Origin of the sequence: Pedobacter sp. PLR (assembly GCF_026239675.1) — a bacterium.
GTDB lineage: Bacteria > Bacteroidota > Bacteroidia > Sphingobacteriales > Sphingobacteriaceae > Pedobacter.
Map to the genome: position 1 here is coordinate 677,462 of NZ_JAPIVQ010000001.1, position 13,210 is coordinate 690,671.

General features: G+C 43.1%; 13 protein-coding genes and 1 pseudogene. 7 read left to right on the top strand and 7 right to left on the bottom strand.

Annotated elements, in window-relative coordinates:
- The first annotated feature begins 174 nt into the window (after positions 1–174).
- The 3 genes from OQX61_RS02810 (at position 175) to cls (ending at position 3,595) form a co-directional block, all read left to right on the top strand.
- A complete protein-coding gene (locus OQX61_RS02810) occupies positions 175–384 on the top strand; it encodes a DUF551 domain-containing protein (RefSeq protein ID WP_265840138.1) in 210 nt (69 codons plus the stop codon).
- 66 nt (positions 385–450) lie between these two features.
- The gene (locus tag OQX61_RS02815; protein WP_265840139.1) at positions 451–2,052 is read left to right on the top strand and encodes a Na+/H+ antiporter; all 1,602 of its coding nucleotides are present in this window, start codon (positions 451–453) and stop codon (positions 2,050–2,052) included.
- Between the two features lie 91 nt (positions 2,053–2,143).
- On the top strand, positions 2,144–3,595 hold the full coding sequence (gene cls / locus OQX61_RS02820) for a cardiolipin synthase (protein ID WP_265840141.1): 1,452 nt from the start codon (positions 2,144–2,146) through the stop codon (positions 3,593–3,595).
- 56 nt (positions 3,596–3,651) lie between these two features.
- Here cls and OQX61_RS02825 read toward each other — a convergent pair whose 3' ends face one another.
- From OQX61_RS02825 to OQX61_RS02850, 6 genes are all read right to left on the bottom strand, one after another.
- On the bottom strand, positions 3,652–3,945 hold the full coding sequence (locus OQX61_RS02825; protein WP_265840142.1) for a DUF6122 family protein: 294 nt from the start codon (positions 3,943–3,945) through the stop codon (positions 3,652–3,654).
- A gap of 277 nt (positions 3,946–4,222) precedes the next feature.
- Positions 4,223–4,636, bottom strand: coding sequence for a cation transporting ATPase C-terminal domain-containing protein (locus tag OQX61_RS02830; protein ID WP_265840143.1), 414 nt, complete (start codon positions 4,634–4,636; stop codon positions 4,223–4,225).
- A 114-nt stretch (positions 4,637–4,750) separates the two neighbouring features.
- Positions 4,751–5,911, bottom strand: coding sequence for an iron-containing alcohol dehydrogenase (locus OQX61_RS02835; protein WP_265840144.1), 1,161 nt, complete (start codon positions 5,909–5,911; stop codon positions 4,751–4,753).
- A gap of 103 nt (positions 5,912–6,014) precedes the next feature.
- Positions 6,015–7,010: an NADP-dependent oxidoreductase gene (locus OQX61_RS02840; RefSeq protein WP_265840145.1), complete on the bottom strand. Its 996-nt coding sequence runs from the start codon at positions 7,008–7,010 to the stop codon at positions 6,015–6,017.
- A 19-nt stretch (positions 7,011–7,029) separates the two neighbouring features.
- A complete protein-coding gene (locus OQX61_RS02845) occupies positions 7,030–7,467 on the bottom strand; it encodes a MarR family transcriptional regulator (RefSeq protein WP_265840146.1) in 438 nt (145 codons plus the stop codon).
- A gap of 109 nt (positions 7,468–7,576) precedes the next feature.
- Entirely contained in the window at positions 7,577–8,305 is a 729-nt protein-coding gene (locus OQX61_RS02850) for a LytTR family DNA-binding domain-containing protein (protein ID WP_265840147.1), read from the bottom strand.
- 25 nt (positions 8,306–8,330) lie between these two features.
- Here OQX61_RS02850 and OQX61_RS02855 point away from each other — a divergent pair.
- The 3 genes and pseudogenes from OQX61_RS02855 to OQX61_RS02865 all read left to right on the top strand — a co-directional run.
- A pseudogene (locus OQX61_RS02855) lies at positions 8,331–9,212 on the top strand (efflux RND transporter periplasmic adaptor subunit); the annotation flags it as partial.
- Positions 9,209–9,958: an ABC transporter ATP-binding protein gene (locus OQX61_RS02860; RefSeq protein ID WP_322973520.1), complete on the top strand. Its 750-nt coding sequence runs from the start codon at positions 9,209–9,211 to the stop codon at positions 9,956–9,958. The pseudogene OQX61_RS02855 and the gene OQX61_RS02860, both read left to right, overlap by 4 nt.
- 11 nt (positions 9,959–9,969) lie before the next feature.
- Positions 9,970–11,187: an ABC transporter permease gene (locus OQX61_RS02865; protein ID WP_265840148.1), complete on the top strand. Its 1,218-nt coding sequence runs from the start codon at positions 9,970–9,972 to the stop codon at positions 11,185–11,187.
- Positions 11,188–11,197: 10 nt separating this feature from the next.
- Here the strand turns inward: OQX61_RS02865 and OQX61_RS02870 are convergent, their stop codons facing one another.
- Positions 11,198–11,689 (bottom strand): Lrp/AsnC family transcriptional regulator, encoded by a 492-nt coding sequence (locus OQX61_RS02870; protein ID WP_265840149.1) that lies wholly within the window; start codon positions 11,687–11,689, stop codon positions 11,198–11,200.
- Positions 11,690–11,821: 132 nt separating this feature from the next.
- On the opposite strand from OQX61_RS02870, the gene OQX61_RS02875 reads away from it, so the two are divergent.
- Positions 11,822–13,210 carry an MFS transporter gene (locus OQX61_RS02875; protein ID WP_265840150.1) on the top strand — a complete coding sequence of 463 codons (1,389 nt, stop codon included), beginning with the start codon at positions 11,822–11,824 and terminating at the stop codon, positions 13,208–13,210.

The following is a 13,210-nucleotide window of genomic DNA, read 5'->3' on the forward strand; positions in this document are numbered from 1 at the left end:
ACCGAATATCCGCCCGATTGTTCTTTGTAACCAGGACAATGTATTTCAGATCAAGCTTAGCTATTCTGAAAAAGCAGGAGAAAAGGTCGGAATGACCCTGGAAGACTGGAAGAAATGAAAGAAGGTTCTGGAAAAAAATCAATCCCTAAGGTTAAAAAATCAAAGAACAACAAGATGAGAAAATGGATTTCAACAAAGGCCAGACTGCCGATGGACCATGCCTACAAATTGGTGAGTGTGGTGAACCCGGAACTGGAATACGGCTACCAAATCGCGAGATACAACACCCATTTCCGTGCCTGGGAACTACAGGAGGAGGAAAGCCTGAGCCCCTGTCTCAAAGTCAGTGGATGGATGGATTTACCCGAATTGTGTGACTTATAAAGGAAAGTTTTTTAATATATTGAGCTTGTATTTAGATTATTCACCTGAAAACTAATCTGCGAGCCTATGTTTAGCGACACTCTCCTCCTGGTATTGGTACTGCTTTTTGCCGTATTTCTATTGACCATGCTGGCTCAAAAGCTAAAAATCTCTTACCCTATATTCCTGGTCATCGCCGGATTGGGCATTAGTTTTATTCCGGGAATCCCAAAGATAGAGATGGAACCAGAAATGGTTTTCCTCATTTTTCTTCCCCCTTTACTTTACGAGTCTGCCTGGTACACTTCCTGGAATGACTTCTGGAAATGGCGCCAGCCCATTGCCATGCTGGCCTTTGGCCTCGTATTCTTCACTTCAATAATTGTCGCATTTGTATCCACAGCAATGATTCCGGGCTTTACGCTAGCCATGGGTTTTCTTTTGGGCGGTATCATCTCCCCACCTGATGCCGTTGCCGCAAACTCCGTTTTAAAGCACATTAAGATCCCCAAAAGGTTAACTACTGTGCTGGAAGGCGAAAGCCTGATCAATGATGCTTCCAGTTTAATTGTATTCCGCTTTGCCCTCGCCGCCATTATATCAGGACATTTTTCTATGGAACAGGCCGTCGGACAGTTTTTCCTGTCTGCAGGAACGGGCATAGTGATTGGCCTTGCTATAGCCCATATCGTCTATGTCGTGCATCGTTTCCTGCCTACAACCCCCAGCATTGATACCGCATTGACTTTAATGACCCCATATTTCATGTATATCGCCGCTGAACATTTCCATTTTTCAGGTGTCATGGCCGTCGTTTCCGGCGGGTTATTCCTATCTTACCGTTCGCATGAAATCCTGTCCCACAGCGCATCCAGAATTCAGGCAATTAGTGTATGGGCTACCCTGGCTTTCGTTTTAAACGGACTGGTATTTATCCTCATCGGACTGGAGCTTCCGGTCATCATGGAAAGTCTGGGTGATTATGCGATCACAGAAGCCATCAATTACGGCCTGATCATCAGTATCACGATCATTATCATCCGCCTGCTGTATACCCTGCTGATCGCCTATATCCCCGCCTGGCTTGGAAACAGGAAACGTGCAGACCCGGTAAATCCATTGTGGAAGGGGCCGGTAATCATCGGCTGGGCAGGAATGAGAGGAGTTGTATCTTTAGCCTCCGCTCTTTCTATCCCTTTACTATTGCGCAGTGGCGAGGCTTTCCCACACCGCAGCCTGATCCTTTTTATCACCTTCATCGTGATCCTGGTGACCCTTGTTTTTCAGGGGCTGACCTTACCCCTGGTCATTAAGTGGACGGGAATCAAAGACATTGAAGACTTCCCACCTGAGGGAGAACAGGAAGCAGGTATTCGCCTGAGACTGATGCAGGCTGCCCTACGGAGATTGAATGAAAAATTTGCCCGTGATGCAACAGAAAATGAACTGATCGGATTTTTAAAGAAGCAGCTGGAAAGCGATATTTCTATCACCAATCAGCAACTGGATTCTCTGGAATGTGACACCACTGAAAAGGTGGAAATCGCCAGGTACAATGCGGTCCTGATGGACCTGTACAGTATCCAACGCATGGAATTATACCAATTGCGCAAGGAAAAGACATTCAGCGATGAGCAGATTCGTAAACAGGAAAACCAACTGGATTTAGATGAAGCGAGATTAAGTTAACCCGGCGATATTTGCAATTAACAGCCTTTATCTGCAATCAGACCAAACAAAATGCACCTATTTTGGTATGTAAAGTAAATCACCCTTTTTTATGAAATGGATTCTAGTTTTTGAAATTGCTTACGTACTCTTTATTATTGCGGTTTGCCTCCGCATCATCTATGATACCAGATCTGTAAGCAAGACCCTTGCTTACCTGCTCCTTGCTGTTTTTTTACCCGTCATAGGTGTCATCATTTACTTCTCATTTGGCATCAACTACAGGGTCAGAAAGATCTACAACAAAAAGATCATCTCCGATGAAATCCAGCTGGAGAAAGTGACTTCAAGGATCATGAAGAATTCAGCAAAAACCATTGAAGAAATGAAGCCGGCGCAGCAAAAGTTTAAGAAGCTTGCTCAATTACTATTGAACAGCAATACCAGTGGGCTAACCGGAAACAATGAAGTGAAGTTGCTGATCAACGGAGAACAGAAATTCCCCGAAGTATTACAAGCCTTACGTGAAGCAAAACACCATATCCATTTGGAGTATTACATATTTGAAGATGAAAAGATTGGCAATGAAATCAAAGCTATCTTAATTGAAAAAGCTTTGGCAGGCGTGCAGGTCCGCTTGATCTACGATGATTTTGGGAGCCGCTCCATTAGAAAAAAACTGGTACCCGAACTTAGAAAAGCCGGTGTCCATGCTTTCCCTTTTTACAAGGTAATCTTTATTGCCCTGGCCAACCGCCTCAATTATAGAAACCACAGAAAGATCATCATCATTGACGGCAATATCGCCTTTACCGGCGGCATCAATATCAGCGACCGGTACATTAACGACCCTAAATACAACGACACACTATTCTGGAGAGATACCCACCTGAAAATCAAAGGAACTGGAGTACATTACCTACAGCATTTATTTATATCTGACTGGAACTTTTGTGCCGAAGAAAATTTAGAAATACTGCCGGAGTTTTTCAGCTTTGAGGAAAACCCTAATGGGAAAGTAGACTTACAAATCGCGGCCAGTGGCCCTGATTCAGACCACCCAACCATCCTGCTCAACCTGATTCAGGCCATCGGTATGGCAGATCAGGAAATCCTGATTACCAGCCCATATTTCATCCCCGGAATCAGTTTGCTGGACGCACTCTATGTGGCCGCTTTCAGCGGAATAAAGATTAAACTACTGGTTCCTTTTGAATCAGATTCTGTTTGGGTGGCTGCTGCTGCACGCTCCTATTATCAGGAACTACTGGATGTAGGCGTAGAAATCTATCAATATCAAAAAGGCTTTATTCATGCAAAAACGATGGTCATAGATGAGCAACTTTCCTTTATCGGAACCGCAAATATGGATGAGCGTAGCTTTGAGCTTAATTTTGAAGTGAATACTGTGGTTTATGATGGGGAAATCGCTAAGCAGCTTAAAGCAGCTTTCGAAGAAGATCTCCAGGTTTCCAAACTCATTGATGCTGCCGCCTGGACCGCAAGATCTGCCTGGGTGCAGCTACCGGAAAAAGTAGCGCGTTTGCTCTCTCCACTTTTGTAAAACAACTGTTTGAATACTGTCTGCAGTCTTGTGATACTGTAATAACGGACTGAATACTACATAAAGCAGTCCAGATAATCGAGGATCATGTGAATCACCAGACCAAGCCCCACAATCCTTGTTTTGGGAAAGAAAAGCAGGATCACATAAACCCCAATAGCATAGTAAGAATGCAAAGGGTGGTAGCCAATACTGCAACGGTTGGGGTCATAAACAGGCACCGCCAATAAATGATCCAGATCCACCGCCATGGTAGCCATCATGATCAGCCAGGATTTAACCAGCGTCTTCTTATAAAAAAGAAAAGCCACAATTGCAGGTACCAGGAAGTGTAGGAAAATATGAAACATGGCTTCAAATATACTGCTATCCAATTAAAAACATAAGAATTTCAAAACTTACTATAAATGCCAAAGATTAATGCGCGATTAATCTAATGGCATTTATACAGAATCAGCACCGGGATCGTCACAGCTAACCAAAGCTATATTCCAGCTCCGCTTGTTTTTTAGCGCCACAATCTCCGGAGATTTCCAACACCTAAACCGATAAAACCGATGTTTACAAGGACTAAACATGAAAATATTGACTTTTTTTACTAATAACATAATCAGCTACTTACAGACGCTAATTAAACTCTTTAATGAACAAAACTTTCACATACTGCGTCAATAAGCAATAGGTGATCAGGATCGAAATCAGCCAGGGAAAATAAGCGATTGGCAAGGGCGTTAACTTCAATACCGGTGCAAATGACGTAAAAGGAATGGCGATTCCGACCAGCATCACGAGCGTAGTTAAAGCAATCACCGGCGCTGTTGCCCAGCTCTGAATAAATGGGATTTTACGGGTACGGATCATGTGAACAATCACAGTTTGCGACAATAATCCTTCTACAAACCAACCGGTTTGAAACAAGCTTTGGTGTGCCGGACTATTGGCCTTAAACACATAAAACATGACTGCAAAAGTTGCATAATCAAAAATAGAACTGATGGGCCCGATGATGACCATAAACCTTCGGATACCTCCGGCACGCAATACTCCTTTTTTAGCAATTTTCTAAAATAAAAATGCCGGATTCCTGAACAATTCAGAAACCCGGCATCTAACAGATGGCCCCTAAAATATGGCAGTAAAACCACCTGAAAAAGCTTAGTAGCTCATTTCTACAATTTTCTCTACATCGGATGGCGCAAGGGTTTTATGTTCACCCAATCCTAACCAACCTCTTTCAGTAAAGCGTTTCGAGATCTTTTGTGCAGTGCCCTGGAAATCAACTGTATATTCAGAAAGCGAAGTTTTAATTTCCATGGAATGGAAAAAATCTTCGGTTCTGGCAATTGCAGCGTTAGCGATATCATCGGTACTACCAGAAGTAATTCCCCATACACGCTGACCGTATTGCGCCAGTTTTTCTTTCTTCGCTTCAAAATTATAACGGTAATGACTTGGTGCAATGATGGCCAAAGTTCTGGCATGGTCAATTCCGAATAAAGCCGTCAGCTCATGACCCATCGCATGTACCGCCCAGTCGGTAGGTACACCTTTTTGAATCAATCCGTTCAAGGCCATCGTACAACTCCACATAAAGTTAGCTGCAGCCTCATAATCCCCCGGGTTTTCAATCACCTTCGGACCTACTTCAATCAGCGTTTGCAGGATGCTTTCTGCAAAGCGATCCTGTAAATGCGCGCCTGCCGGATAAGTCATATACTGCTCTAAAACATGTGTAAAGGCATCCGTTACCCCATTTACCAATTGGCGTTTAGGGATAGATTTGATCACCTCAGGATCAAGGACAGAGAATTCCGGGAACAAACCAGGACCGCCCATGGCCAGTTTTTCCTGAGTTTCCTTGCGGGTAATTACCGCGCCGGAGTTCATTTCTGAGCCCGTAGCAGGTAAAGTCAATACCGAAGCAAAAGGTAAACCTTTTTCTGTTCGGATATTTTGCGTCAGGATATCCCATGGGGTATCTCCCTCGTACAATGCCGCTGCGGAAAGGAATTTCACCCCGTCAATCACGGAGCCACCACCAACAGCCAACATATAAGTCACCTTTTCTTCTTTGATCACTTTTAGCGCCTGCATCAACACTTCATATTCCGGATTTGCTGGAATTCCAGAAAATTCCAACACTTCAAAACCCTTTAGTGCATCCATCACCTGATCGTATACACCGTTAGCTTTGATACTACCAGCACCGTAAAGCACCAATACTTTAGCACCTGTCGGGATTTCTTTACTTATCTTTTTTATTTCCCCTTTTCCAAAAATGATCTTGGTCGGGTTTTTAAATTCAAAATTTAACATCTTGATTGGGTTGTTTTATAATTAAAATAATACAGCTATAGTTTCTAAAATATTACAGCTATCAGTTTAGCTTTATCTTTCGGTTATCGATTCGATAACCGCTTTAAACCTTAACGATCATTTTACCTTCATTTTTACCTTCAAAAAGGTCCATAAAGGCTTGAGGAATCTGATCAAAACCTTCTACTACAGTTTCCACGTAGCTCAGTTTACCTTCTTTCAACCAGGTACTCATCTGCGCAATGGCTTCGGGAAATTTAGTTGCAAATGCAGACACAATAAAGCCTTGCATTAATGCGCTTTTGATCACCATAGTTGGCTGAATACGTGGCCCAAAATCTGGTGCCGTAGCATTATACAAGGATATCGCTCCACAAACAGGAATACGCGCATATCTGTTGAGGTTAGCAAGTACTGCATCAGAAATCGCCGCCCCCACATTATCAAAATACACATCTACACCGTCCGGACAAGCGGCTTTTACAGCTGCTTTCAGGTCTGTAGTCGTTTTATAATTGATGGCTTCATCAAAGTGAAACTTAGATTTCAGCATTTCTACCTTCTCATTAGTACCGGCAATCCCTATGACCCTACAACCTAAAATCTTACCAATCTGGCCTACTACCGTTCCAACGGCCCCCGCAGCACCAGAAACAACGATGGTTTCTCCTGCTTTTGGTTTTCCGATTTCCAACAAACCACAATAGGCAGTTAATCCGGTCATACCAAGAATCCCCAGATAAGCGCTTAAATCTGCCGCCTTAGGATCAACTTTGATCAGGCCTTTACCATCATGACTCTGGTATTCTTTCCATTCCAGACTCCCGGAAACGAAATCTCCTTTTTCAAAACCAGGCATTTTACTATCAATTACCTCTGCCACCACACCAGAAGACATCGGTTTATTCAATTCAAAAGGAGGGATATAAGATTCCGAATCATTCATTCTTCCTCTTAAGTACGGGTCTACCGAAACATATTTTGTTTGCAGCAATACCTGTCCATCATTGGCCACTGGCATCGCTTCTTCTATAAATTTAAAATCACTTAACACCGGTTTTCCTACCGGTCTTGCGTTCAACAGAATTACTTTATTCATAGCCATGTTCTTTACAATTTTATTTTCTTAATTTTTCCAGGAGGTCATTTAACAGATCAGCATCTTCGTTACCGAGGTCAAGAACCCCCTGATCAATAATCGCCCTGGCCTCAGTTTTCAGCTTCGCCCCTTCCGGACTTAGCTTAACATAAACCACACGCTGGTCAGATAAGTTTCGCTCTTTCACAATTAGTCCTTTATCCATCAATTTATTAAGCAATCTGGATACATTGGGCATGCGGTCTATCAAACGATCCTTGATCAGGTTAACGGTAGCCGTTTGTCCCTCCTGACCATGTAAAATACTCAACACATTAAACTGCTGTAGCGATAAACCCGTCGGTTTTAGCGCAATTGCAATCTTATTGAGAATCCAGTTTGAAGTGAAAATAATATTTGTTGCTGCCCGCTGTTGGGGAGTTACAAATTGATGTTTTAGTTCTTCTTCTATCTTCATGCGTATCAGTTTTAAGGCCACCGTGATTAGCGAATACAAAATTAACATCCATGGATTATAACTCCAAGGAATACAAATAGAGAATTACCTAATGAATGTCATTTTAGCTTTAAAGCCACTTCCTGAAGTAGGAATTGAAGGCTTCCTTGTGTTGTTCTGAAAGCGTGATCATCCGGTCTCCGATGTATAAAGTGTTTTTAGTTACCGCAGTGATCTTCTCCAGCGAAACAATAAAAGAGCGGTGAACCCGCATAAAAGCTTTTGAAGAAAGCTTAACTTCCAGATCTTTAAGACTGCTCAAAGTGAGTAAAGGTTTGTCATTATTTTCCAGGTATACCTTCACATAATCTTTCAATCCTTCGATATAAAGAATGTCTTTGATCGCGACCCTAACCAGCTGGTACTCCACTTTCAGAAAGATATAGGCGTCGCCTGTTTCTTCCGGGCTTTTAACCGGAGCTTTCATTTCTGCATAGTTCCTTGCTTTGTTTGCTGCGGTCAAAAACTCTTCGTAATCAAAAGGCTTCAACAGGTAATCCAGTGCATCCACCTTATAACCATCCAGTGCGAAATTATTAAAGGCGGTAGTAAAAATCACCCTTGGTCCGGGGCCACCTGGCTGATGATCCAACATCCTGGCCACCTGAATCCCGTTCAGATCAGGCATCTGAATGTCCAGAAAAATGAGGTCGATCTGCTCATGATGCACCATTTCCAAGGCTTTTAACCCACTAGAAAAGGCCCCTTTAAGCTCCAAAAAAGGTGTTTGTTCTATAAAACTACACACCATCCCTAAGGCCAGAGGCTCATCATCAACTGCTATACATTTCAGTACCATCGGGATTTAGGCTAATTTCAACCGTCAAAAGCAACTGTTTCAGACAGGGTCCATTAGCAAAGCAGATTACGACCTTGCTTTAAACACTTTACAAGTCGCAAAAGCCAACCTGAGTAATGTACAGGCACAGTTAAGAGCCGCAGAGCGGAACCTTTCGTTCACCCAAATTTACTCCCCTATTGATGGCGTAGTACTGAGCAGAAGTGTCAGTATTGGTCAGACTGTTGCCGCCAGTTTCAGTACACCTACCCTGTTCACCATTGCCAAAGACATCACTAAAATGCAGGTGCAGGCAAAAGTGGATGAGGCCGATATAGGTAATGTAAAAACCGGCCAGCGCTCCACATTTACAGTAGATGCATTTATTGACGATACGTTTAATGGCACCGTCAAAGAGATCCGTTTGCAACCTTCCATCTCCGCCAATGTAGTAACCTATGCGACTTTAATTGATGCGCCAAATGACGACAAGAAGCTAAAACCCGGAATGACCGCCAATATTATCATATTTAGCAAAGAAATAAATAATGCTTTGCTGGTTTCCGCACAGGCTTTAAAGTTCCATCCGGATTCTTCCCTGTCTAAACAATATGAAATTATTCCTGACCCCGGACATAAAAAAGGAGGCGCAGGAAAAGGAAAGCACCAGGGTAAAACCAATCCGCGGATACCCGTAGGTGGAGATGTTGTGTCCAATCCTACGGCTTATGTATGGGTGCTGGAAGGACAAAAGCTGATACAAAGAAAAATCAAGACCGGCCTGAATGACAATACGCAGGTACAGGTATTATCCGGGCTATCCGAAAATGATCTGATAATAACCGGAGCTAATGGTCTTTCTGCTACTGCCACTCCGGCAGCCGCTGCAAGCAGTCCATTTATGCCAAAAAGAGGAGGCAGACGATGACCGCCAAAAAGATCCTGGAAATCCAGAACGTAAAAAGGGAATTTATCATGGGTGATCAAATCGTCCGTGCCCTGAAAGGAGTTTCATTTGATGTGAATGCAGGAGAATTTCTGACCATTATGGGCAGTAGCGGATCTGGCAAAACCACCTTATTAAATATGCTCGGTTGTCTGGATAAACCTACCGAAGGCAGTTATATTTTAGATGGTGTAAACGTTAAAGAGCTAAGCAGGGATGAACTGGCCAAAATGAGAAACACAAAAATTGGCTTTGTATTCCAGGCATACAACCTCTTGCCCAGAACCACCGCCTTAGAAAATGTAGAGTTGCCCTTGTTGTACAATCCAATGATTACCACCAAAGAACGCAAAGAAAGAGCCATAGCAGCCTTGCAGGCGGTTAAATTAGATGGCCGTTTTGACCATACTCCTAATCAACTTTCCGGTGGACAACAGCAGAGAGTAGCTATTGCCAGAGCACTGGTCAATGAACCGGTTATGATTCTCGCCGATGAAGCAACAGGAAACCTCGATACCCGTACTTCTTATGAGATCATGTCGCTGATGCAGGAGCTGAATCAGGATGGTAAAACCATCATATTTGTAACCCATGAGCCTGATATCGCTGCATTTACCAACCGAACCGTCCTGTTAAAAGATGGCCGGGTACAAAAGGACACAACCAATCCAGATCCACGTTCCGCAAAAACCGCTTTAGCCGAATTGCCCGATACTGATGATTATTAAATGATAAGCTGATGAAAATCTTAAACCTGATCAAACTTGCCATAAGGGCATTACAACGCAATAAGTTACGCGCCCTGCTGACCATGTTGGGCATCATCATTGGCGTTGCTTCTGTGATTACCATGATGTCTATCGGCGAAGGTTCTAAACAAAGTATCAATGCTTCACTGGCCAGTATGGGTTCTAATATGATCACCATTCAGCCTTACAGCAACGAACCTGGCGGGGCAAGAATGATGGGAAGTAGTCTTAAGACATTGACAATTAAAGACGTGGAAGCCTTAAAAAATGCACTGGATGTTGCCCTGATTTCTCCATTGGCATCTTCCAACGGACAATCGATCAATGGTGCAAACAACTGGCCTACGACCATTCAGGGTGTAAGTCCGGATTATCTGGAAATTAGAAAAGTAGTGGTAAAAGAAGGGATCATGTTTTCAGACCAGGATGTCCGGTCCTCCGCAAAAGTATGTTTACTGGGTAAAACGGTGGTCGACAACCTATTTCCCAACGGGGATGATCCGATTGGAAAAATCATCAGATTCGGCAAGATCCCCTTTCAGGTAATTGGTGTATTGGTACCAAAAGGAACCAGTAATTTCGGACAAGACCAGGACGACATTATCATTGCCCCCTACACTACGGTGCAGAAAAGAATATTATCGACCATCTATTTTGGCAGCATCTATGCTTCAGCCGTCACAGAAAACGCTTCCAATGCGGCTGTTGCTGAAATCACTTCGATATTGAGAGAAACACACCACCTCCGCGACAATCAGGACAATGATTTTCAGGTGCGCACCCAGGCCGAACTGATGACCATGATGAACTCTACCAGTAGTATGCTTACGGCCTTATTAACTGCCGTTGCCAGTATTTCCCTACTAATTGGCGGAATTGGCATCATGAACATCATGTATGTATCTGTAACGGAACGCACCCGGGAAATTGGACTTAGGATGTCTATTGGTGCCCGTGGCGTAGATATTCTGCTTCAGTTTTTAATCGAGGCAATCATGATCAGTATTACCGGCGGCGTCATCGGTGTCCTACTGGGCATCACCGCAGCCATTGTCATTCCATCCATGCTGAACTGGCCAACTGTGATTTCACAGTCTTCCATCGTCATTTCATTTTTGGTCTGTGCCCTGACCGGGATATTCTTTGGCTATTATCCGGCACTAAAAGCTTCCCGGTTAGATCCTATAGAAGCCCTACATTACGAATAAAGGTTACTTTTTACAACAAGTGATGGGTATCTTTAATGGTATCCATCACGAAAATGCTTTTGGTTTGGGCAATTCCAGGAATTTCACTCAGCTTATTCATCGAGAAGGAATGGAAGCTTTCCATGCTCTCCGTTACAATTTTGAGCATAAAGTCAAAATCTCCGGATATATTATAACATTCTGTCACCTCCTTAAAGGCCAGCACCGCATCAATAAATTCCTGAGCAGCTTTCTTATTGTGGACCTTCAGGGAGATCTGTACAATCACGATGATACCCTTATTGATTTTCCGGTTATCCAGCAAGGCGACATACTTTCTAATCACCCCTTCCCGCTCCATTCTTTTGATCCTTTCATGGGTGGGAGTTGGACTTAAATGCACTTTAGACGCGATTTCACGTATGGTGAGCTTTGCATTCTCCTGCAATAAGCGCATAATTTCATAATCTTTATCATCTAAAACCAGTGCTGCCTGGCGGACTTGTTCTGTTTGGGGAGCCATATTTAAGATCAATAACGCATTTGTTCTGTTAAATTAGGAAATAATACTCATTTGTTCTAAATAAGCAGAACTTATTTTTAGTCTGTGTTACGAAAGTTACCTTTGTAAGGAAAATTTCCTCCATTACGTTTTATGACTCAAAGAAAGAACCTCATCCTTGCCATAGCTTCCATTGGTATATTTATAGAAGCACTGGATATTGCCATTGTTAACCTTGCCATTCCATCTATACAATCTGATTATGGGCTCAGCAGTGATAAGGTTCAATGGTTACAAACACTTTATGTGTTGTTGTATGGGGGATTTCTAATCATTGGAGGTAAATTATCAGACCTTATCGGAAAGAAAAACATATTCCTTGCCGGTTCTGCACTTTTCCTGATCACCTCTTTAGGTGCCGGTCTTTCCGGTTCTTTCGAGATGCTGGCTTTCTTCCGTGCCGCACAGGGAATTGGCGCCGCATTGATCATGCCTTCCGCTTTTTCTATTGTAACCCATACGTTTACGGAGCCTCGTGAACGTGCAAAAGCCATCGGTATTTTCAGTTCATTTGCGGCCATCGGATCTGGTAGTGGCCTTGCATTAGGTGGTATCATCACCACTTTTTGGGGCTGGCATTGGATTTTCTTTATCAACGTTCCTGTATTATTTGTCATTATCGGCCTTGCCTGGTACTATCTTGCTCCGGATGACTTAAAGAAATCGAAATCCAGACCAGACTTATTATCCGGTATTTTATTGGTTTTGGTACTGCTGATGCTGAGTTATGGTGTTCATGAACTGGGAAGAATCCGCGAGCACTATATCATGCTGACCGGTCTTACCATTGCTGTAATAGCCGGCTTTAAGATCATTCAACACCGCTTAAAAGTTCAGCAGGAACCTTTAATAGAAGTTTCCTTATTCCGTTCTAAAGCAACAACTACCGGTATTGGCGTATTCTTTTTACTAGGTGCCTATTTTACAGGATATATGTTTTTACTTTCTTTATTGATTCAGAAAGACATGAATTTTAGTGCCGCCAAAGCTGGTGTTACGCTGGTTCCATTCAGTATTATTTCTGCTTTGTTTGCGAAGTTTGCACTTCCTCCTTTAATGAGGAGGCTGAATGTATGGCAAACGGGTGTTTTTGGAATGTCTTTAATGGTAGGTGGCGCAGGATTTTTACTGGCGTCTGTCCTGATGGACCATAACTTTATTTTACTATTATGTTCTGCATTTTGTGTATCCGGATTGGGTATGACGATCTGCTATACCAGCTTATCGGTGATCTCCGTACAGGGTATTCCGCCACAGCATTATGGCCTGGCATCCAGTCTGGCTTCAACGTCCTATTTTCTGGGTGGTGGAATTGGATTATCCATACTTTCCTTATTTATCAGCACCCATGAAACCGGAAATTCAGTGAGTACAACGGCTATCCTGGTACTGTGTATTTATGCAATCGGCGCACTGTCCTGGCTGGCTTCTTATACCAAAAGACACGTTTCAGTACAGAGACCAAGTCTTGCCACAGAATAA